Here is a 20,861-nt window from a genome sequence, read left to right on the forward strand (position 1 = left end):
TGTTGAGTCGTCAAATTAGATATTGATGGCGGTTTCCAGCGCCACTTGCATCATATCGTGGAATGATTTTTGACGATCTTCTGAGCTCAGTTTTTCGCCACGCAGAATGTGGTCAGAAACCGTCAGAATGGTCAGTGCACGTGCACCAAGATCTGCGGCAACACCGTAGATGCCAGCGGCTTCCATATCCACACCCAGGATGCCCAGGTTCTTCATTTTTTCGAAGATTTCAGGTTCTGGTGTGTAGAACAGATCAGCGGAAAACACGTTGCCCACTTTTACGGGTACGTTGTGCGCGCGAGCTTGGTTAACGGCGGTTTCCAGCAGGTCGTAATCGGCAATCGCTGCGAAATCGTGGCCGCTGAAACGGATACGGTTTACTTTGGAATCGGTCGAAGCACCCATGCCGATCACAACGTCCATCAGTTTAACGTCGTCACGTACAGCGCCACAGCTACCGATACGGATGATGTTTTTCACGCCGTATTCTGCAATCAGCTCGTGTACGTAGATGCTGCAAGATGGGATACCCATACCGTGGCCCATCACAGACACTTTTTTGCCTTTGTATGTGCCGGTGTAACCAAACATATTGCGAACGTCACATACCTGCTTTACGTCTTCCAGGTAAGTTTCAGCAATGAATTTAGCGCGTAGCGGGTCACCTGGCATCAGCACAGTATCAGCGAAATCACCAGGTTGTGCGTTAATGTGTGGGGTTGCCATCGTTTCTCTCCAAAGTAGGTCAGTCAAATGGGTTACCGAGATAAATTACGGTTTCTGTTGACTGATGAATCATCTGTTGCGGCAATACTAGCCAGTTACCCCAAGGATCCTTGAGAAGTTTGTCACAAAATGAGTCTAGTCGTGCTGGGTTGTGGTTATTGATAACTAAATGTGTTGAAAGTGGTAAGGCAATCGATTCGGGTAAACGTTTAGTTGACCGCTGAAAATTGTTTGTACAAAAAATTAGTTTGTACAAGATTAATGGCTCGTGCTATATGTTATACAAAGTTTTCGTTTGTATAAGTTGGGGGCCAGTATGGAATCAACAGCTATTCGTGTCGGAGTCAGCGCTTGTATTGTCGGTGAGAAAGTTCGCTTTGATGCCGGGCACAAACGGAGTCAGTTTGTGACAGAGGAGCTAGCACCGTACTTTGAGTTTGTCTCTGTGTGTCCGGAAGTAGAGATGGGCCTACCTGTGCCTCGTCCGACGATTCGCCTTGTTTCGAATGAAGAGCGCATTGCATTGGTGGAAACCAAAGACGCAAGCCGCGATCACACTGATACTCTGCTGGCGTTTTCCGAGGCAAAAGTCGCGCAGCTGCAGCAGTTCAACCTGCGCGGCTATATCGTTTGCGCCAAGTCACCGACATGCGGAATGGAAAAAGTCAAAGTGTACAAAGAGCATGGTGCGGAAAAAGAGGGAGTCGGCTTATACACCCAGAAACTGCGCACGGCGATGCCTTGGTTACCCGTTGAAGAAGATGGGCGCTTGCATGATCCTGTGCTGCGCGAAAATTTCATTACTCGTGTATTCTGTCTCGACGACTTCTACCGTACGCTGGGCGATGAACCGACGGCGCGCAAAGTGGTGGAGTTTCATACCCGCTACAAATTATCCTTGATGGCGCATCATCCGCTTTCTTATCAATCGCTCGGGCGTTTAGTCGCCAATGTCAGTCGCTACTCTGTGGAAGAGTTCATTACCGAGTATCGCTTGGGGCTGATGCAGGCGCTGACTTATCGCGCCAGCCGCAGAAATCACACCAATGTGCTGATGCATCTGCAAGGTTATTTCAAGCGTTCACTGAGCCGGGAACAAAAATCCGAACTGGCACAACTGATTCACGATTACCGACGTGGTACCTTGCCACTGCTGGCGCCGCTGACCTTAATCAAACACTATTTATCTATGTATCCCGATGCGTATCTGAGTAAGCAGCGCTATCTGGATCCTCATCCTCAGGAGTTGAAATTACGTTATGGCTTGTGAAGAGAAGTTGTATGCCATTCGCGAAGTGTCAGAAATCACCGGAGTGAAGCCGGTGACACTGCGCGCCTGGCAGCGACGTTACAACTTGGTTCAGCCGCAGCGCACGGCCAAAGGGCATCGCCTTTATACCGACCACGACATTCAGACCATTCGCCAGATCCAAAGCTGGCTGCTTAAAGGGGTGTCGATTGGTAAAGTGAGCCAACTGCTGCAAGGCAATGCGGCTGAGGTGGGCAACGAACCTGAACTGCACGCTGAGTTGGAAGAGTGCGAAGCACTACTCAGTGCGCTGGCACAACTCAATCGCGGCAAAGCCGAGAATGTAATTGGCACGGTGATGAAAGAGTACCCGCTCGACATCGTTGAACGTCAGTTTGTGCTGCCAGTGATTGATGCCTTGGAGAAAGTGAAAGGGCCGCTACGTTCGCTACAGAAAGGACTGCTCAACGGCATCATGCTGAGCAAACTCTCAACCATTCTGGAATCGGAAAATAAAGCGGCCCACAAGGGCAAATGCCTGGCTGTGAGTTTTGATCCATCTGGCAGCCTGCTGGCCTGGCTGTGGGCTGTCACGTGGGCTGAGCAGGGCTATAACGTTACATTGTTAGACGGCGTCGAAGACATGACGGGGCTGGCTGAACATGAATCATTGGCAGCCTACAACGCGGTGGCGCTGTTCTCACATCGCGGCTTAGCGGAAAACCAATGGCAGGCCAAGCAACGTTTGGCAGCGCAGTTTGGAGACCAGCTATTTTTGTCCGATGTACTGCAAACGCTGGCCAACGATTAGGAGCAGACAATGAAACTGGTGTGGTTACGCCGCGATCTGCGTGCGGTGGATAACGCGGCTCTCAATGAGGCACTGATCAGCGGCGAACCTGTGTGTGCGCTGTTTGTGGCAACGCCTCAGCAGTGGCAACAGCACGATCTGGCACCCATTCAGGCTGACTTGATTTATCGTCGCCTGTTTGCCCTTCAGGAAGAGTTGTCTGCGCTTAATGTGCCGTTGCTCTATCGTGAAGTGGCGACCTTTGCCGATTCGGTTGATGCGGTGCAGCAAGTGGCTGTGGCATCAGGTGCCAACCAAGTACTGGCAAACCGCGATTATGAGCTCAACGAGCAAAAGCGTGATGCGTTGGCAGCGGAACGTCTGCAGCAGCATGGCATCGACTGGCAGTCGTTTAATGACAAGTGCGTGATGGCGCCGGGCAGTGTGCTGAACAAACAGGGGGAATATTTCAAAGTGTTCACTCCGTTTAAACGCGCCTGGCTTACCCAGTTCACTCCGCCGGTTATTCGTGCCAGCCGCGCAGCGCCAGAGCACGCGCTGCCTGATGATCTGCAAGCTCTGGTCTGGAATGCCGCGCAGCCGTTTACACACCCTCGCATCAGCAGCGAATTGTGGCCAGTGGATTTTGACACTCTGCGCCGCCGCTTGCGCGCCTTTTGTCAGGAACAGCTGGACGACTATAAACAGCAGCGCGATTTTCCGGCCAAAGCGGGGACCAGTGCATTATCTCCGTATCTGGCGATCGGCGCGTTGTCACCACGGCAGTGTATTGCGCGCGTTTATGCTGAAACTGAGATGGGCGTTTTGTCGGAAGGTGCCCAAACCTGGCTGAGTGAGCTCATCTGGCGTGAGTTCTATCAACACTTGTTGATGTTTGAACCAAAGCTGTCAAAGAGCAAAGACTTCCTTGAGTGGGGAGCGCGGCTTGAATGGTGGCAGGATGAGGCTAAATTCTCACGCTGGTGCGAAGGTAAAACCGGTTATCCGATTGTTGATGCAGCGATGCGCCAACTCAATCAAACAGGGTGGATGCATAACCGCCTGCGCATGATCGTGGCGAGTTTTCTCACTAAAGATCTGCATATCGATTGGCGCTGGGGTGAACGTTACTTTATGCAGCAACTGGTTGATGGCGACTATGCTGCCAACAATGGTGGCTGGCAGTGGTGTGCATCAACCGGTTGTGACGGTCAGCCTTATTTTCGTATTTTCAACCCGATTACTCAGGGCGAGAAATTCGATCCAAGCGGCAGCTTCATTCGTCAGTGGGTTCCGGAATTAGCCAATGTGCCTGAAGCGCACATTCATGCTCCGTGGAAATGGTCCGGTGTTAACTCTCTGTTATATCCGCAGCCGATAGTTGATCACAAAGCTGAAAGAGAAGTAACCTTACGCTTGTATAAAGAAGCGAAGGATAATGTAGAGCATGTTGCGTAAGTTATTGGTGATTGGGGCCCTTGCCGCCAGTTTTGCCTCCAATGTGTGGGCAGCCACTTATGACTTCCCGATGGAAGGCAGCAGCATGGTCGGCAATACGCAGTATCATGTGATTGAGAAAGGCGAAACGCTGTCCGACATTGCCAAACGTTACGATGTCGGCTTTCTGGCGTTGATGGCTGCCAATAAAGGCGTCGACCCGTTTTTACCTCAGGAAGGGTTTGTGCTGACGATCCCGTCACAAATCATCCTGCCGAAAGTGCCGTATGAAGGCATCGTTGTTAATCTGGCCGAGCTGCGGTTGTACTACTTTGAACCGCAAATCCACAAAGTGCATATTTTCCCGGTTGGGATTGGCCGTATTGGTCGTGACACGCCGGAGATGGAAACCATCATCAGCCAGAAACGGCCAAGCCCGACCTGGACTCCACCGCAATCGATTCGCAAAGAGTATCTCGCCAAAGGTATCGAACTGCCGGCTGTAGTGCCTGCGGGGCCGGATAACCCATTGGGTGAATACGCGTTGCGTTTGGGGTATGGCAATGGGGAATACCTGATTCACGGAACCAACAAAGATTTCGGTATCGGGATGCGGGTGAGCTCCGGCTGTATTCGTATGGATCCGAAAGACATTGAATGGCTGTTCCAACAGGTACAGCGCGGCGAAAAAGTGCGTATCATTGATGAACCGGTTAAAGTGGCGCTGGAGCCGGATCGCAGCGTATTTGTCGAAGCGCATGAGCCTCTGACCCGCAGCGATGGCAGTAAAAAAGATCTCGCGCTGCCGATTGAACTGAGCTGGTGGATGCAGGAGTTTAATAAATCGGATGCCAAAGCCCGAGCGGTGATTCTGGCCCAGAATGGGGTGCCCGTTGAAGTGGTCAGCCCGGATTTCTCGGCCACAGAAACAGACTGACTGGTTACGGTTTCTGAGCAAATAAAAAGAGTCTGCATTCGCAGACTCTTTTTTAATTCAACAAGATTTACTTGGTGTACGACTGAGCGATGTTGTCGATACGCTCGTTTGCACGTGCTGCTTCTTCTTGAGCGGCCATTGCTGCATCAGAAGTTGCATTCAGTTTCGACATCACAGCGGCATGGTCACTTTTCAGAGAAGCCACTTCATCGCTTAGCTGACTGACTTGGTTGCTCAGTTCATCCAGTTTCATTGTGGTTGCTTCGTCTGGACCTGATGCACAGCCTGCCAGTAGAAGTACAGATGACGCTGCAGCTGCGATTAACATTTTGTTCATATTGAACTCCTTGTTTACATTTATCAAATTACGCCCTATACCTTTTTGTCCATATAGTGACGATTTAAAGTGTAGACACTATTTTAATCTTCGCCTACTTAAGCAAAGTCAAAATAATCCAAAATTTTATCCAGTAATCAATTAATTGAAGTTTACTCTCAAAGCTGAGAGTAGATCTGTCGTTACCAGATGTACATTCAACGCCGGGTAGGGATTATTTTGTGTGATCTCTATCTATTTGTGCACTATTCGCGCTATCATACTGCGTTTTTTATTTTGACCTTAGCCTTGCGGTATAAGGCGCTACAACAATATTGGAGAATCCTTTGCAGTTCAAAGAATTAGGTTTAGATAATCGCTTACTGAAGACTCTGGCACATTTTGATTTTAAGAAAGCGACCGAAATCCAGCAGCAGGCCATTCCTGTTGCCATGGCCGGAAAAGATCTTCTGGCTTCTTCAAAAACGGGTTCGGGTAAAACGCTAGCCTTTCTGCTGCCAATGCTTCACAAAGCATTGAAGACCAAAGCGTTGTCAGCTCGTGATCCGCGAGGTGTTATTCTGGTTCCGACCCGTGAACTGGCGAAACAGGTGTATGGTGAGCTGCGCTCGATGCTGGCTGGGCTGAGCTACACCGCGACCCTCATTACGGGTGGTGAGAACTTTAACGATCAGGTAAAAGCACTGCGTCGTGGCCCGAAATTCATCGTGGCAACACCGGGACGTCTGGCTGACCATCTGGAGCATCGTTCTCTGTTCCTGGAAGGACTGGAAACGTTGATTCTGGACGAAGCGGACCGCATGCTGGATCTTGGGTTTGCGCCGCAATTGCGCCACATTCACAACGCCGCGAAACACCGTCGTCGTCAGACACTGATGTTCTCCGCGACGCTGGATCACGCACAAGTCAACGACATCGCGTATGAGATGCTCAACGATGCCAAGCACATCGCGGTCGGTGGTGCGAATGAGCAACACAAAGACATCACGCAACGTTTCTACCTGTGTGACCATTTGGATCACAAAGAAGCGCTACTGGAGCGCGTGCTGGATGATGCGGATTACCGTCAGGTGATCATCTTCACCGCTACCCGTGACGATACCGAACGTTTGACCAACAAACTGAACGAGAAAAAACTCAAAGCGGTGGCGCTGAGCGGCAACCTGAACCAGATGCAGCGTAATACCATCATGAGCCAGTTTGAACGTGCGGTGTTTAAGATTCTGGTGACGACCGATGTGGCATCACGTGGTCTGGATATCGCCAACGTGACGCACGTGATTAACTTCGACATGCCAAAACACACCGAAGAGTATGTCCACCGTGTGGGCCGTACTGGTCGTGCGGGTAACAAAGGTGACGCCGTTTCTCTGGTTGGCCCGAAAGACTGGGACAGCTTTAAACGTGTGGAAGCCTACCTGAAGCAAGACATTAAATTTGATGTGCTGGATGGTTTGGAAGGCAAGTTCAAAGGTCTGAAAGTACGTCAGCCGGTGAACAAGGCTAAACCGCAAAGTAGTAAAGCGAAACCGCAGGCGAAGAAGGTTGCGAAGAAACCGGTTAAACGCGATAAAGGTTTCTACGACCACGTGGCCGTGGGTGATTCCGTCTTCATTCCGAAGAAGAAAGTGGCGCCGAAAGTCGACGACGAGTAATACGGATAAAGAAAAGCCGCCAGTTGGCGGCTTTTTTGTGTCTGCTAAATGGAGGCAACGTTTTACACGCGGAAGTAGTTTAGCTGCTGCTTCTGTTGCTCTGCCAACTGTGACAGCTCCTGAGCGGCTGCGGCAGATTGAGTAATGCCGGTGACGTTCTGACTCACCAGTTCATAGATGTTACCCAGATTGCGGTTGATGTCAGAGGTCACCTGATTCTGCTCTTCCGAAGCCGAGGCAACTTGCGTATTCACCGCGCTCAACTCGGCAATCGACTGGTTGATTTCCATCAGCGCCCCGCTAACCTTGCCCGCCAACGCTTGGTTATCCTGCAGCATTTTCAGGCTGGAGGTCATGCTGTCGTTCGCTACACCGGATTTGTCCTGCAGCTCTTCAATGATCGCCTGAATCTCTTTCGTTGAATCCTGCGTACGCGCTGCCAGCATGCGTACTTCGTCGGCGACCACCGCAAATCCGCGGCCACTTTCGCCTGCTCGAGCCGCTTCAATGGCGGCGTTCAGGGCCAGCAGGTTGGTCTGCTCGGAAATGCCCTGAATCACTTCAATGACTTTCCCGATGCGTTCCGATTGCTCTTTCAGGCTGGTGACCACATGGGCTGCATCGCTCAGTTTATCGGTCATCAAGGCGTTGGCGCGGTTGCTCTGCTCAAACATTGTCAGGCTGTTTTGTGCGAGTTGGTTGGCGTGCTGGGCTGCACTGTCGGCGCGTGTCGCGTTATCCGTGACGGTGCCTGCGGCAATTTCCAGTTGATTAACTGCAGAAGCAACTTGTTCGACTTCCTGCTTTTCCTGATCTGAATTGACGCTCGACTGAGTCATCACTGCTGCCAGTTCGGTTGAGGCTGACGCAACATCCACACTGATGCGAATCAGGGCATCCACGGTTTTGCGTAGTTGAGAAACGGTGGCGTTTACATCACGCGCCAGTTCGGTAATCTCGTTGTTTCCCTCTTCCTCAGCCTGAATTTGCAGGTTGCCGTGAGCGACTTCACGCACGGTCTGCTGCAATTTACGGATTGGCGTTACGATGATGCCCGCCAGTAGCCAACTGCTGGCCGCTGCCAAAAGTAACACGACAATCAGTCCCATCAACGACATATCCATCACGCTGTGGTTGTGCGCTTCATTAGCGTGAATATCGTCCAGAGCGATATTGTTCAGCTTGTCGGACAGCGCCTGAATCGCTTTCACCATGTCACGGCCGGCGTCACGGTAGACATCGGTGGCGCGCTCGTATTCGGCTTCAAACGAGGCCGAGGTTTGTTGCTGATTGTGCTTGGTGTTTAACAGCGGAATCATGGTGTTGACTGAGTAATCGACGTAGCGCTCCATCGCGCGGCGCAGTTCGGCAATCTCTGCTGTCATGCCGGGTACGCGAGCCAGTGAATCGAGATGTTTCAGGTTTTCGCTTTGACGTTGCTGCAGAACAGAAGGCAGTACTTTGACCTCTTCTGGCTGGAACAGACTATAGATAGCGCTGATGCGCATGGCGTAGGTGTTGTCGATGATCTCGGTAAGTTCATCTTTGTGGTTGATTAGGGTTTCCGTGGATTGTGACATCTGGCGGAACGCGTCTTTGAGTGTGGATGTGCTGTAGCTGATCCCTGAAATCAGCAATAGCATGGTGATAAACACCGGTACTACAACCTGCAGTTTGATGGACAAACCGCTCAGTAACTGGCGCATGGTGATCCTCTTCTGAAATAAATTGGGAATAATTATCTTTTTTATAAGTAGGCTGAAGATAATATCCGCTAACTGTCAGATTTCAATCGGATTTTTATCTGACTTATTCTTTTCAGTTCTAGCGGTATGACTTGAAATAAAATCAATGCTTTTCATGTGGTTGAAAAGAGTGATTTATCACTATGACGCTGGTGATCTTGAGTTAGTTCAACAACTTGAAGAAAAAAATCTACGAACCAGAGAATTTTCCCCTGCTGCAAATATTTCAACCTGTCATCGACTTTTCAATTAACTGAAACACAACTGTCATATTCGAGGCCTAAAGTGACCCTCGTTCAAGTGAAACACAACGGCAATAAAGCCACTTAAGGAAATTGTGATGAAAAAGACAGTAATCGGTGCAATCGCTCTTCTAGGCGCTCTGGCAGTTAACCCAGTTTCAGCAAAAGAAACCATCTCTGCAGTGGGTTCTAGCAGTGTTACTCCACTGATGGAAGTTTTCTCTGAAACATACATGAAGAAAAATTCGGAAGTGTTTATTGAAGTTCAAGGTCCTGGTTCTTCTGCAGGTATCAAAGCGGCGAAAAACGGCAGCGCAGATATCGGCATGTCTTCTCGTGGTCTGAAAGACTCTGAGAAAGAATCGAACCTGGTTGAAGAAGTTATCGCTCGTGACGGCATCGCAGTTGTTGTACACCCAAGCAACAAAGTTAAGGGTCTGACAGCTGAACAAGTCTCAGAAATCTACAAAGGCGAAATCACTAACTGGAAACAAGTCGGTGGTGAAGACAAGCCAATCGTTGCGATCACTCGCGACACTGCATCAGGTACTCGTGGTGCATTTGAAGAAATCATGGAACTGAAAAAGAAAATTTCTGGTAAAGAAGTATCAGCAATCTCTCAACGCGCTCAAGTTGCTAACGGTAACGGCGGTCTGAAAACTATGGTTGCTTCTAACCCATACTCAATCGGCTACATCTCTCTGGGTACTGTAGACGGTTCAGTTCACGCTCTGTCAGTAGATGGCACTGATGCAACTGTAGACAACGTGAAGAACGGCTCTTACAAAGTAGCACGTCCGTTCCTGGTTCTTTACAAGAAAGGCAAACCATCGGCTGAAACTCAGAAGTTCCTGGATTGGATGCTGTCTGAAGAAGCGCAAAAGATCGTTGCTTCTCACCACTACATCTCTGTGAACTAAGAAACAAAATTTAATAAGTTTGCTCAGCCCGCTTAATTAGGGCTGAGCGTTTTCAATCCACCTCGACTCGTTCGACAAGTGAGATGAACATGACCATCGCGACCAATAGTGACAAGCTTATGAACGGTGCAAAGACGCAAGTATCAAAGCGCGGTTTACGCGCTAAAAAGCGTATCGACTGGAAAGAGCGTCTCTTTCACGGTTTGTTTTTAACCAGTGCAGTAATCGGTATTGTTTCCTTAGCCGTTATTGCCTATTTCATCATTCGGGAAAGTATTCCGGCATTCCAAGAAGCGGGTGTTGTGGGTATTGTCCTCGGCCAGGATTGGCTGCCACCGGCATTGTACGGTGTGGCGACGATGATCGTCGCTTCTGTCGTTTCGACCTTTGGTGCGGTTATCGTAGGCGTGCCGATTGGCGTGCTCACTGCCATTTTCATTGCTGAAATTGCGCCAAAACGCGTTGCTGATGTGATTCGCCCTGCGGTGGAACTGTTGGCGGGTATTCCTTCAGTGGTCTATGGTTTCTTTGGCCTAGTCATCATTGTGCCACTGATTCAAAACATCTTTCAGGTTCCGGCGGGTAACACCATTCTCGCAGGGATCATTGTACTGGGTGTGATGATTCTGCCGACGGTGATTACCGTATCGGAAACCTCGATTCGCGCGGTACCAAAAACCTACAAAGAAGGTTCACTGGCGCTCGGCGCTTCAAACATTTACACCATTTTCAAATTGCTCGTTCCTGCGGCTCGCTCCGGTATTATGACGGGTGTGATTCTGGGTATCGGTCGTGCATTGGGCGAAACCATGGCCATCATCATGGTGATGGGGAACGCGCCAGCGATGCCTCAGGGCATTCTGGACTCAGCGCGTACGCTGACCGCGAACATCGCGATCGAAATGTCGTACGCCAGCGGTGTGCACGCAAATGCGTTGTACGCGACTGGTGTGGTGCTTCTGGTGTTCATCATGATGTTGAACGCGGCACTGCTGTACCTGAACCGTGAGAAAGCGAGGTAATCACCATGGATCGCGCAAAACTAAAACAAGTTCGTGAATTTAAAGACAACGTGCTGCGTAGCTTCATCTGGCTGGCGGCAGCGCTGACGGTCGGTTTCCTGTTCTGGATCATCTGGTACATCCTGTCGAATGGCCTGCAGCACGTAGACTGGCATTTCATTTCGGATAACTACACACGTACTGGCGATGAGCACGGTATCTTCCCGATGATCATCTCGACCATCTACATGGTTATCGCATCGATTGCGGTGGCAGCGCCACTCGGCATCATGACCGCGATTTACCTGACCGAATATGCCAAAGTCGGCAGCCGACTGGTGAAAGTGATTCGCTTCTGTACTGAATCGCTGGCGGGTATTCCGTCGATCATCTTTGGTCTGTTTGGTATGACATTCTTCGTGGCGATTCTGGGCTTTGGCTTCTCGATTCTGTCGGGCGCGCTGACCCTGAGTATTCTGATTCTGCCGGTGATTATCCGTACCACAGAAGAAGCGCTGATGGCTGTGCCACAAACTTACCGCGAAGGCTCTTACGGCCTTGGCGCATCAAAAATCTACACTATCTGGCGTCTGATTTTGCCAAGCGCAATGCCAGGTATTATGACTTCAGTCATTCTCAGTATCGGTCGTGTGATCGGTGAATCGGCTCCGGTCTTTTTGACCGCGGGTATGGTAGCGCGTATTCCTGACTCCCTGATGGATTCAGGCCGTACGCTTACCGTGCACCTGTACAAGCTGACCACTGAGCTGTTCACTATCGAAGAGTGGAATCAGGCATACGGTACGGCTACCGTCCTGATCGTCGTCGTGTTGCTCATCAACATGATTACCAAATTGATCGCCAAGCGATTCAATACGGCGACTTACTAAACCAACACGACTGACAGATTTTACGAGATTAAGACAATGAACAAATTTAGCATTGAAAACCTGAACCTGTTTTACGGTGAAAACCAAGCCCTGAAATCTATCAACCTGCCGATTCCTACGCGTCAGGTGACGGCGCTGATCGGCCCGTCTGGCTGTGGTAAATCGACGTTATTGCGCTGCTTGAACCGCATGAACGATCTGATCGAAGGCGTAAAAATTACCGGCAAACTGACCATGGATGGGGAAGATGTGTATGGCAACGTGGACGTTGCAGACCTGCGCATCAAAGTCGGCATGGTATTCCAAAAGCCGAACCCATTCCCGATGAGTATCTATGAGAACGTGGCTTACGGCCTGCGCGCTCAGGGCGTGAAAGACAAGAAACACATTGATGAAGTGGTTGAGCGTTCACTGCGCAGTGCCGCACTGTGGGACGAGGTGAAAGATCGCCTGAAGTCACACGCGTTCGGTTTGTCGGGTGGTCAGCAGCAACGTCTGTGTATCGCGCGCACCATCGCGATGGAACCGGATGTCATCCTGATGGATGAACCGACGTCTGCACTTGACCCGATTGCGACCCACAAAATTGAAGAGCTGATGGAAGAGCTGAAGAAGAACTACACGATCGTTATCGTGACGCACTCCATGCAACAGGCTCGCCGAATTTCAGACCGCACTGCTTTCTTCCTGATGGGAGAACTGGTGGAGCACAATGATACCCAGATCATTTTCAACGAACCGAAAGACGACCGTACACGTGGTTACGTAAATGGTGACTTCGGTTAAGCGAGAAGGACCTCATTATAACTATAAAGCGATGGTAACTTTGCCCCTCTCTATGAGGGGCTTTTTTGTTGGAACTTCATCTGGTACATGTTCTTGTCGGCGATGTGCACCAGTTGGTTAATGTCGATGGCGTCGTAAGGGTAGCGGCTGACGCCGATACTGGTGCTGAGCGGATAGGGAGCGTTACTCGGCAGCACAAAAGCTGCTTCAAAACACTCTGCAATCAGCGTCTGGATTCCCGCCAGATCATCGGGGTCGACGCTGTCGAGAATGATGGCAAACTCGTCACCGCCCATACGAAATACCCAGTAATCGAACGTCGGAATATGCGCCAAACGATGCGCGACCTGACGTAACACGGAATCCCCTGCCTGATGGCCAAGTGTGTCGTTGATGGCTTTGAAGCCGTTCAGGTCAAGTAGCAACAACGAGAACGACTGTTGCGCGGTATAGCGCTTAAGAGCATCAAACATCGCCAGACGGTTAGAAAGTCCGGTTAATGGATCAGTCAGCGCCAGCAGTTTATGAAAACGCGCTTCGGCGTGCAGTATGTAACTCACCAAGCCTATGCACGAAAACAGCACAAACATCAGCACAAACTGAATTTGCGTCAGGGTGTATGCCTGCTGCTTCTGGTGTAGATAAATCGGGCTCTGAATCTTAAAGTTTTCGTTGATGTAGCTGATGATGCGCTGATAGAGATCCTGCGACTTATTCAGAAAACGTTCCATGGATGGCTTGTCGTGAGCCGCCATCAGCAATGGTTCGAGCAGTTTGAAGTCTTCAAATGCACTTTTAAAAAACGGATAAGTCCCTTCCAGCCCCATAAAGCCCTCGGCTTCACGGCTATTCAGAATCACATCAAAGCGGCTCCAGGTCAGCTCGTATTTGAGCCACACATGCTCCATTTTCTTCTTGGAGTTGAGTGCGTAAGGCGTCTCGGCCATCATTTCCGTGAACTCTTTGGTCAGCTGAAACAGAAACCACGTGGCCTGATTCTGACGGTCAGTATAGGAGCGCGCCAACTCGCGCGTGCTGTTGAGCGTGTAGAGGTTGGCCACCACGAGCACAGCAGACACGAGGATCAGTAATGTCTTGGCACGATGCACCAGGGGATGGAGCATCTTGTTTTGTATCGGCTTAATCATCGCGTGTGAATCTGTATCTCTTTAATCTGCCAGACCATTAATGTGTAGTGCATAGGTTCATCAATTTCAGGGTGCGTGGTCAGGTCATACACCAGCCAGAAGGGGCCTTTATCACGCACTCGCATGGGCTTACCATCCATAAAATACGCCACGATGGGCTGATATTGGCGCAAGTCTGCCATCTCAATCTTGGCAACATAATCATTCAACGCAATCAAAGAGACGGACGTGGCGTGACTAATCTTGAGGTAATCGAGTAAATCAGTGATGGTAAACCCGGTGTAGGTGTGGGGTTCGGGCAGCCAGGGCAGCTTAGTGGTAAACGCGTTTACCGGCAGCACAGTTTGCAACTGATCAAGGCTCAGCGTCTGTGATGCTTGTTCCCCTACTTTTATGGTCAAATCTGCAGCAACGGCGTGCAGGCTAAACAGCAGCAACCAGATAATAGACAAGCGTCTCACCATAAGGATGTTCCTCTGCAGGTGATGAATTATTCATTATTGTTGTGTTTCTTTGTGCAGTATAAGGCGAGAGTTTGAGCAATGAAACGAATTATTGATTAAATGATTAGTTTAAGTGGCTGGTTAGGATGACTTAGATATAAAAAAGGCTCCCAGTCAGGAGCCTTTCATTGATAGCGGTAATAACTGATTTAGAAAATCAGGTGCGCAACACCCACAATCACAGGCAGTGTGATCAGAGTACGCAGAATGAAAATGATGAACAGTTCCAGAATGTTAACCGGAATACGGCTACCCAGCATCAGTGCACCCACTTCAGACATGTAAATCAGCTGAGTAACAGACATCGCAGCGATAACAAAGCGTGTCATTTCGTTGTCGATAGATGCTGCCAGAATGGCTGGAATAAACATATCCGCAAAGCCGACAACCATAGTTTGTGACGCTTGCACTGCTTCTGGTACGCCCAACAGTTCCAGGTAAGGAACGAACGGCTGACCCAATACAGAGAATACTGGAGTGTATTCCGCGATAACCAGCGCCACGGTACCCAGGCCCATAACCACAGGCAGCACGCCGAACACCATGTCTACCGCATTACGTACGCCTTCACCGAATACCGCTTTCAGGCAGTTTACTTTGCTCGCCTTGTTTAGCGCCAGTTCCATACCCCAAGAGAATGAGGTGTGACCTTCTGGTACCGCATCTTGATCTGGGTTTGGTTTGCTACCGTCGATGTAGGTGTCTTTTTTCAGGCTCAGTGGTGGCAGGCGAGGAATGATGATCGCTGCAACAAAGCCTGCCAGACAGATGGCTGCGTAGAACGGCAGGAACAGGTGTTCCAGCTCAACCTGAGCAATAACAACCAAGCTGAACGTGATAGATACAGCAGAGAACGTGGTTCCCACGACAGCCGCTTCACGTTGCGTGTAAAATTTTTCTTCGTACTGTTTACTGGTCAACAGGATACCCACGCTGCCATCACCGAGCCATGATGCCACACAGTCGATTGCGCTGCGGCCCGGCAGGTTAAACAGCGGACGCATCACTTTGCTCAGCAGCGCACCCATCAGCTCCAGCAGACCGAAGTTCAGCAGCAGTGGCAGCAGCAGACCAGCAAAAATGAAAACAGAGAACAGGGTTGGTAGCAGGCCTTCCAGGACCAGACCACCCGTGTTTTCTTCCCAAATCGCTTTAGGGCCGATTTGGAAGAAAGTCATGATCACTGCTGCACCACCGATCACACGTACACACAGCCAAACCCAGCTTGGGTTGAACAGACTGTTCAGGAACGCGCTTTGGGTAATGAATGCCGGTTTGAAAACTTTAGTCAAAACGGAGGCAACCGACATAAAAGCGATGATGGTTGTAACGATAGCAACCAGACTGTCACCAAACAGAGCCTGAATGGATTTAGCCAGAATGGCGACTGGAATAGTCAGCGAACCGTCGTAACTGATCGGTGCCATAAACAGGAATACCCCGATCAGTGAAGGGATCAGGAACATCCAAAGGTTGCCGGAAGAGCGGGTCTCTACCGGTGATTCTAAGGTTTGAGCGTTATCTTGCATTACTTCTCTCGTGTTACCACTAGTCAATTAAATCCAAATCCCTGGCATATTAATTCACTAAACATCCGTATTTACTCATACGTGCAAGAATATCCATTTTTTAATGCGTCTGCAATACTATTCATTAAAAAGGGCTAAATATTCATTCCATTGCACTGCGAGATGTGCAAATCATAGTGATTTGTTTTGCCATTGTTACACTGGTTAATTATTTGTTTAAAACGCTTTGTGTATTTTGTGTGATCCTGGGCACAGACTTAAAGGGTTTTATGAAGCAAGGGGACAGGAGAGGTCGATTTATCGACAAGAAGGACAGAAAAAAGCCCTTAAGTTGTGAACTTAAGGGCTGCGATTATCTATGGATATTTAGTGAAAAGTTATGAGGTCTGGGGCGCTGCCGCGTGGCGGCTCTCTACCTCGGCCAGGCTGTCACTTAATGCAGCATCAAACTCTTCGTAGAAATGGTATTCACCGACCAGCTGCACAATGCCTGCTCGGCGCAGTTTCTGGGTAACACGAGGATTTGCACCGGAAATCAGCACTTTAACATTCTTCTTATGGAAGCTTTCGATGATCTCTTCCAGAGCTTGCAGGCCAGTGATATCCATAAATGGTACCCATTTCAAACGGATGATCAGGATTTCAGGTGTTTCCTGAATACTGCTCATCACGCGTTCAAAGGTTTCTGCGGCCGCAAAGAAGAAAGGGCCTTCCAGCGCATAAACGGCAATTTCACGGGGTAACTGTGAAATATTGTGGCTTTGCAGCTCACGACCAAGCTCGTGTGAGGTGTTGGCTTTTACTTCGACACTCGATGCCATGCGTTTTACAAAGTGCAGTGTGGCGATGATGACCCCGATATTGACCGCTACCACAAGGTCAGCAAATACGGTCAAACCAAAGGTGAGCAGCAGGATCACGACGTCAGCTTTTGGTGCGCGTTTTACCAGCTTAATAAAGTGGGGCGCTTCACTCATGTTCCACGCCACCACGAACAAGATAGCGCTCAGGGTCGCTAGCGGAATGTTGACGGCCAGTGGCGCTAATGCCAGTAGAATGATGATGAGCGTCGCCGCATGCACGATACCGGCAATCGGGCTGGTACCGCCGTTACGAATGTTGGTGGCGGTGCGAGCAATGGCGCCCGTAGCGGCGATGCCACCAAACAGTGGCGCGACGATGTTGGCCAGGCCCTGACCAACCAGCTCTTGATTGGAATTGTGTTTGGTACCCGCCATACCATCGGCGACGACGGCAGACAGCAGGGATTCAATCGCGCCCAACATGGCAATCGCGAAGGCAGGGCCAATCAACTGAATCATCTGTGAGAAAGTCACCTCAGGAATCGACAGCTCTGGTAAACCCTGTGGAATCCCGCCAAAGGCAGAACCGATGGTGCGAACACCGTCAAAACCAATAATAAATTGCAGCGAAGTTACGACGACCAGCGCGAGCAGCGGCCCGGGAATTTTATTCAGTTTGGGAATTTTCGGCCCGCCAATCACTAAGGCCAGTGAAAACAGCGCCAGCAGAGTGGTGGTGAGATCAAACTGCGGAAAAGCATGGAAAATGGCGATAAGCTTCTGGTGAAAATGTTCACCGTGAATGGCCGGCAGACCAAAAAACTCCTGCCACTGGCCGACCCAAATGATCACGCCGATACCACTGGTAAAGCCGACAATCACCGGATCAGGAATGTAGCGGATGATGCTGCCCAGTTTGGCAACACCGAGGATCAGCAGAATGACCCCGGCCATCATGGTCGCGATTTGCAGCCCGGCGACACCATATTGCGCGACGATACCTGCCAGAATGACAATGAAGGCGCCGGTCGGGCCGGCAATCTGAACGCGGGAGCCGCCAAACAGCGACACAATGATACCGGCGATAATGGCGGTGTAGATTCCCTGCTCTGGTTTAACGCCCGATGCAATAGCAAATGCCATCGCCAGCGGTAGCGCAACCACCCCAACTATCAATCCAGCACTGATGTTTGTGACCCACTGTTTGGGCTTAAGTAAGCCCGCCTTATAGGATTCATAGATGGCAAACATAAACGATCACCTTATTAAAAATAGGGAAATGAAAACGTGGTGGATTCTACGCTCATTTTTGTCCCTGTAAAGTGGGAGCCATATCACTAATCTGGTGACTGAAACATGGCAATTCATCAAGGGTAATTATCTTAAATATCAGTTGATTAACCTGGTTTCATCGAATCGATAACCGATACGTTACTCTTGTTATGATTTGTTTATCAGAATCTGGTGCGGAAAAATCTGGGGTGGTACACATTCTGCCAAACCTGAGGCTGCATCTGGTTCGGATTCGGGTATAGTGCGGGCCATTTAGAGTTGTTGTAACGGAAAGAACATGAAAAAACGCTGGCTACCCATTCCTCTGGTTTTACTCACTCCGATCGTGTTGCTGGTACTGGTGATTGCTGCCGGGGTATACCGTTTCTCGCTGTCAGATGAAGAGATCCTGGCGAAGTTTCCGGTTCAGTCAGCGCAAGCCGATGCGATTGTTGAGCAGCTGTTTGGGTTAAGAGTGACGACTCCGCTGACCATCCCGGTGCCAGAAGCCGCCAGTTTTGCGCTGATCGACCGCTGGGACGATCAACACCGCTGGGTGATGGGGAACTACGATTCCGGCAGCGAGCGCGGACAAGTGCTGCTGGACACTCACTCTTTGTTGGCGCTGAAAGGGCAGGAGAAGCGTTATGGCTACGCTGGCATCATTCGCGTATCGAATCAGGGTTCCGGTGTCATGAACTATCTGGGGCTGTTCCAGTATGATGAACTGCGCTTGCGTATGGTGATGGTCGACAGCCAGTGGTTGGGAGATCGCGTGGAGATACAATCCGTTACGCAAAACAACGCTCAGCTTAACGTTTCTCTGCTCACACGCGGCGAGAATGAGGCGTTTGCAAATCCACCCACAAAATTTGTGTCTATAATGTTTTTGATATCGCAGAAATATCAGTTAATTCGACAATAATTTTGCACTTGCTGGAGCGGCTTGGACGCGTCGGGATGGCTGTTTGTCATTGACACGCTGTTAATCAGAATGTGGTTCTTTATTGAGCATGTGCACCAGGTTTTCTATAATCTGCCGAGCTGAATGATTCATACGAAAACGGAGTTTTACCATGATTAATAAGCGTTTCTTTAAAACTAAAGATGAAGTAGAAGTGACATTTGAACTGGAGGCGCCCCAAGAGGCATCCAAGGTTGAAATTGTCGCCGATTTTTTAGATTGGCAACCGGAAGCCATGACGAAAGTCGCCAAATCCGGCACCTTCAAATTCAAAACCCGCCTGCCAAAAGATGGTGAATTCCAGTTCCGCTATTTGCTGGATGCTGAGCAATGGGTCAATGATGCCCACGCTGATCAGTACATTCCCAATGGGTTTGGTGAAGACAATTGTCTGGTTAAGACCTATCAGTGAGCGTAAGCATGGAAAAGCACTAAATCTCCATATAAGTGCTTGCTTATGCAGCAAATCTGATAAAAACAAAGGCACTTTGGTGCCTTTTTTAATGGTTCTTTGACACTTCACAGGTGACAATTTGGTAAGAAAGTCTTACTCTTTGGGCTCTTTTAACATTATCCACAGGTTAGATTGTGCTACCCAAGTCTCTATATTTGCGATTTTCTGAGCTTTCAAAACGTAAGAAAGTCTCAGTTGTAGGTGTATCCCTACTGGTAGTGGCAGCTATCTCATCCTCAATCAGCAATCCGTCTTACCCACGAAAAATCGAATTGTCGATTCCTGAATCGCAAATCGTGGAGTCGATTCTGTCGGAAACGGCCGAACCACGACGCTCGTATCCGGATTATGAGTATGAGATTAAATCTGGCGATAATCTGAGCACAATCTTCAATCAGTTGGGCTTTAGCTACCAAGAGCTGATGAAGATAATGGAAACCGATTTAAACTATCTCGCGTTAGATACCCTAAAACCGGGCAACATTCTTCGTTTTTGGCGAGGTCAGGATGGACACTCTCTGGCCAAAATGGAGTTGGAATTCAGCCTGGTAGAACGCGCGGTGTATGCTCGAACTGACGATGGCAGTTTTGAGTTCAAGGATGTAAAAATCCCGGGTAAGTGGAAAGAGTATCCGCTGATTGGTGAGATTCAGGGCAGTTTCTCTCAGTCTGCGAACCAACTCGGGTTAGGAAGCTCAGATATCGATCAGATCGTTTCGCTGCTGAAAGATAAAATTAATTTCGTGCGCGATATTCGTGCCGGCGATCGTTTTGAAGTGGTGCTGTCGCGTCAGTTCGTCGGTGAAAAGATGACCGGCAACAGTGAAATTCAGGCGATTAAGATTTTCAGTCGTAGCAATGAAGTCACGGCTTACTTGTACAAAGATGGCCAGTATTACGACAAAAATGGTGAAAGCCTGCAACGTGCCTTCCAGCGTTATCCAACCACGCAGAAGTGGCGTATGTCTTCGGGCTTTGACCCTAACCGTCATCACCCTGTGACTGGACGCATTGCGCCACACAACGGGACGGATTTTGCTGCGCCGATTGGTACTCCGGTCGTGTCGACGGGCGATGGTGTGGTTGTGATGACCCGGAACCACCCTTATGCGGGGAATTACGTGGTGATTCAGCATGGCAGTACTTACATGACTCGCTATCTGCACCTGAGCAAGATTCTGGTGCGTAAAGGTCAGAAAGTATCACGTGGTCAGCGCATCGGTTTGTCCGGCGCAACAGGTCGCGTGACCGGGCCGCATATTCACTATGAGTTGATTGTGCGCGGTCGTCCGGTCGATGCGATGAAAGCCAACATTCCGATGGCCAATTCGGTGCCGAAGAAAGAGATGGCCAGTTTTGTCTCTCGCCGCAACGAACTGGATAAAATGCTGGCCCATCAGGAGAGTTTGCTGGCTTCAAACAGCTCACCTGACAATCCGGAAAGTTAAACGAAAAGGCCCTGCTGAGCAGGGC

General features: G+C 49.7%; 19 protein-coding genes. 12 read left to right on the forward strand and 7 right to left on the reverse strand.

Translation table 11 applies throughout. From position 1 onward, the window contains the following. Positions 1-15 precede the first annotated feature (15 nt). A complete protein-coding gene (gene deoD, locus LGV68_RS13835; RefSeq protein WP_020329637.1) occupies positions 16-726 on the reverse strand; it encodes a purine-nucleoside phosphorylase in 711 nt (236 codons plus the stop codon). A 316-nt stretch (positions 727-1,042) separates the two neighbouring features. Between deoD and LGV68_RS13840 the strand changes: the two genes are divergently transcribed. From LGV68_RS13840 to LGV68_RS13855, 4 genes are read left to right on the forward strand one after another with little or no spacing between them, the layout of a single operon-like run. Further along, entirely contained in the window at positions 1,043-1,996 is a 954-nt protein-coding gene (locus tag LGV68_RS13840) for a DUF523 and DUF1722 domain-containing protein (RefSeq protein ID WP_020329638.1), read from the forward strand. Further along, on the forward strand, positions 1,986-2,786 hold the full coding sequence (locus LGV68_RS13845) for a MerR family transcriptional regulator (RefSeq protein WP_020329639.1): 801 nt from the start codon (positions 1,986-1,988) through the stop codon (positions 2,784-2,786). Before LGV68_RS13840 ends, LGV68_RS13845 begins: the two co-directional genes overlap by 11 nt. 9 nt (positions 2,787-2,795) lie before the next feature. Continuing rightward, the gene (gene phrB / locus LGV68_RS13850) at positions 2,796-4,223 is read left to right on the forward strand and encodes a deoxyribodipyrimidine photo-lyase (RefSeq protein ID WP_252535483.1); all 1,428 of its coding nucleotides are present in this window, start codon (positions 2,796-2,798) and stop codon (positions 4,221-4,223) included. Beyond that, a complete protein-coding gene (locus tag LGV68_RS13855; RefSeq protein ID WP_020329641.1) occupies positions 4,213-5,139 on the forward strand; it encodes a L,D-transpeptidase family protein in 927 nt (308 codons plus the stop codon). Before phrB ends, LGV68_RS13855 begins: the two co-directional genes overlap by 11 nt. Positions 5,140-5,206: 67 nt before the next feature. On the opposite strand, the gene LGV68_RS13860 is transcribed toward LGV68_RS13855, so the two are convergent. Then, positions 5,207-5,476, reverse strand: a complete 270-nt coding sequence (locus LGV68_RS13860) for an Lpp/OprI family alanine-zipper lipoprotein (RefSeq protein ID WP_020329642.1) — start codon at positions 5,474-5,476, stop codon at positions 5,207-5,209. A 314-nt stretch (positions 5,477-5,790) separates the two neighbouring features. Between LGV68_RS13860 and LGV68_RS13865 the strand changes: the two genes are divergently transcribed. Continuing rightward, positions 5,791-7,131, forward strand: coding sequence for a DEAD/DEAH box helicase (locus tag LGV68_RS13865; protein ID WP_081035126.1), 1,341 nt, complete (start codon positions 5,791-5,793; stop codon positions 7,129-7,131). 62 nt (positions 7,132-7,193) lie between these two features. On the opposite strand, the gene LGV68_RS13870 is transcribed toward LGV68_RS13865, so the two are convergent. Continuing rightward, positions 7,194-8,837 (reverse strand): methyl-accepting chemotaxis protein, encoded by a 1,644-nt coding sequence (locus tag LGV68_RS13870; RefSeq protein WP_020329644.1) that lies wholly within the window; start codon positions 8,835-8,837, stop codon positions 7,194-7,196. 379 nt (positions 8,838-9,216) lie between these two features. Here LGV68_RS13870 and LGV68_RS13875 point away from each other — a divergent pair, with 379 nt between their 5' ends. The 4 genes from LGV68_RS13875 (at position 9,217) to pstB (ending at position 12,715) form a co-directional block, all read left to right on the forward strand. Next, a complete protein-coding gene (locus tag LGV68_RS13875) occupies positions 9,217-10,038 on the forward strand; it encodes a phosphate ABC transporter substrate-binding protein (RefSeq protein ID WP_020329646.1) in 822 nt (273 codons plus the stop codon). A gap of 89 nt (positions 10,039-10,127) precedes the next feature. Next, on the forward strand, positions 10,128-11,060 hold the full coding sequence (gene pstC / locus LGV68_RS13880) for a phosphate ABC transporter permease subunit PstC (protein ID WP_024375556.1): 933 nt from the start codon (positions 10,128-10,130) through the stop codon (positions 11,058-11,060). 5 nt (positions 11,061-11,065) lie between these two features. Then, the gene (pstA, locus tag LGV68_RS13885; protein ID WP_020329648.1) at positions 11,066-11,929 is read left to right on the forward strand and encodes a phosphate ABC transporter permease PstA; all 864 of its coding nucleotides are present in this window, start codon (positions 11,066-11,068) and stop codon (positions 11,927-11,929) included. Positions 11,930-11,965: 36 nt separating this feature from the next. Beyond that, positions 11,966-12,715, forward strand: coding sequence for a phosphate ABC transporter ATP-binding protein PstB (pstB, locus tag LGV68_RS13890; RefSeq protein WP_020329649.1), 750 nt, complete (start codon positions 11,966-11,968; stop codon positions 12,713-12,715). 50 nt (positions 12,716-12,765) lie between these two features. On the opposite strand, the gene LGV68_RS13895 is transcribed toward pstB, so the two are convergent. From LGV68_RS13895 to LGV68_RS13910, 4 genes are all read right to left on the reverse strand, one after another. Continuing rightward, positions 12,766-13,863, reverse strand: coding sequence for a GGDEF domain-containing protein (locus tag LGV68_RS13895; RefSeq protein WP_038156739.1), 1,098 nt, complete (start codon positions 13,861-13,863; stop codon positions 12,766-12,768). Further along, positions 13,860-14,327, reverse strand: a complete 468-nt coding sequence (locus LGV68_RS13900) for a hypothetical protein (protein WP_020329651.1) — start codon at positions 14,325-14,327, stop codon at positions 13,860-13,862. Before LGV68_RS13900 ends, LGV68_RS13895 begins: the two co-directional genes overlap by 4 nt. Positions 14,328-14,515: 188 nt before the next feature. Further along, entirely contained in the window at positions 14,516-15,895 is a 1,380-nt protein-coding gene (locus LGV68_RS13905; RefSeq protein WP_158129531.1) for a YjiH family protein, read from the reverse strand. Between the two features lie 377 nt (positions 15,896-16,272). Beyond that, positions 16,273-17,949 (reverse strand): SulP family inorganic anion transporter, encoded by a 1,677-nt coding sequence (locus LGV68_RS13910; protein ID WP_158125993.1) that lies wholly within the window; start codon positions 17,947-17,949, stop codon positions 16,273-16,275. 319 nt (positions 17,950-18,268) lie between these two features. Here LGV68_RS13910 and LGV68_RS13915 point away from each other — a divergent pair, with 319 nt between their 5' ends. From LGV68_RS13915 to LGV68_RS13925, 3 genes are all read left to right on the forward strand, one after another. Beyond that, positions 18,269-18,895 carry a hypothetical protein gene (locus LGV68_RS13915; RefSeq protein ID WP_252535485.1) on the forward strand — a complete coding sequence of 209 codons (627 nt, stop codon included), beginning with the start codon at positions 18,269-18,271 and terminating at the stop codon, positions 18,893-18,895. 151 nt (positions 18,896-19,046) lie between these two features. After that, positions 19,047-19,346, forward strand: a complete 300-nt coding sequence (locus tag LGV68_RS13920) for an isoamylase early set domain-containing protein (protein ID WP_024375494.1) — start codon at positions 19,047-19,049, stop codon at positions 19,344-19,346. A gap of 176 nt (positions 19,347-19,522) precedes the next feature. Then, positions 19,523-20,836, forward strand: a complete 1,314-nt coding sequence (locus LGV68_RS13925) for a peptidoglycan DD-metalloendopeptidase family protein (protein WP_024375495.1) — start codon at positions 19,523-19,525, stop codon at positions 20,834-20,836. The last annotated feature ends 25 nt before the right edge of the window (positions 20,837-20,861 follow it).

Origin of the sequence: Vibrio sp. LQ2, assembly GCF_023920125.1 — a bacterium.
Classification (GTDB): domain Bacteria; phylum Pseudomonadota; class Gammaproteobacteria; order Enterobacterales; family Vibrionaceae; genus Vibrio; species Vibrio fluvialis.

What these genes read in the sequence shown, in the direction of transcription:
- deoD (WP_020329637.1), bottom strand. Translation starts at nt 726, where the DNA reads ATGGCAACCCCACACATTAACGCACAACCTGGTGATTTCGCTGATACT.
- LGV68_RS13840 (WP_020329638.1), top strand. Translation starts at nt 1,043, where the DNA reads ATGGAATCAACAGCTATTCGTGTCGGAGTCAGCGCTTGTATTGTCGGT.
- LGV68_RS13845 (WP_020329639.1), top strand. Translation starts at nt 1,986, where the DNA reads ATGGCTTGTGAAGAGAAGTTGTATGCCATTCGCGAAGTGTCAGAAATC.
- phrB (WP_252535483.1), top strand. Translation starts at nt 2,796, where the DNA reads ATGAAACTGGTGTGGTTACGCCGCGATCTGCGTGCGGTGGATAACGCG.
- LGV68_RS13855 (WP_020329641.1), top strand. Translation starts at nt 4,213, where the DNA reads ATGTTGCGTAAGTTATTGGTGATTGGGGCCCTTGCCGCCAGTTTTGCC.
- LGV68_RS13860 (WP_020329642.1), bottom strand. Translation starts at nt 5,476, where the DNA reads ATGAACAAAATGTTAATCGCAGCTGCAGCGTCATCTGTACTTCTACTG.
- LGV68_RS13870 (WP_020329644.1), bottom strand. Translation starts at nt 8,837, where the DNA reads ATGCGCCAGTTACTGAGCGGTTTGTCCATCAAACTGCAGGTTGTAGTA.
- LGV68_RS13875 (WP_020329646.1), top strand. Translation starts at nt 9,217, where the DNA reads ATGAAAAAGACAGTAATCGGTGCAATCGCTCTTCTAGGCGCTCTGGCA.
- pstC (WP_024375556.1), top strand. Translation starts at nt 10,128, where the DNA reads ATGACCATCGCGACCAATAGTGACAAGCTTATGAACGGTGCAAAGACG.
- pstA (WP_020329648.1), top strand. Translation starts at nt 11,066, where the DNA reads ATGGATCGCGCAAAACTAAAACAAGTTCGTGAATTTAAAGACAACGTG.
- pstB (WP_020329649.1), top strand. Translation starts at nt 11,966, where the DNA reads ATGAACAAATTTAGCATTGAAAACCTGAACCTGTTTTACGGTGAAAAC.
- LGV68_RS13895 (WP_038156739.1), bottom strand. Translation starts at nt 13,863, where the DNA reads ATGATTAAGCCGATACAAAACAAGATGCTCCATCCCCTGGTGCATCGT.
- LGV68_RS13900 (WP_020329651.1), bottom strand. Translation starts at nt 14,327, where the DNA reads ATGGTGAGACGCTTGTCTATTATCTGGTTGCTGCTGTTTAGCCTGCAC.
- LGV68_RS13905 (WP_158129531.1), bottom strand. Translation starts at nt 15,895, where the DNA reads ATGCAAGATAACGCTCAAACCTTAGAATCACCGGTAGAGACCCGCTCT.
- LGV68_RS13910 (WP_158125993.1), bottom strand. Translation starts at nt 17,949, where the DNA reads ATGTTTGCCATCTATGAATCCTATAAGGCGGGCTTACTTAAGCCCAAA.
- LGV68_RS13915 (WP_252535485.1), top strand. Translation starts at nt 18,269, where the DNA reads ATGAAAAAACGCTGGCTACCCATTCCTCTGGTTTTACTCACTCCGATC.
- LGV68_RS13920 (WP_024375494.1), top strand. Translation starts at nt 19,047, where the DNA reads ATGATTAATAAGCGTTTCTTTAAAACTAAAGATGAAGTAGAAGTGACA.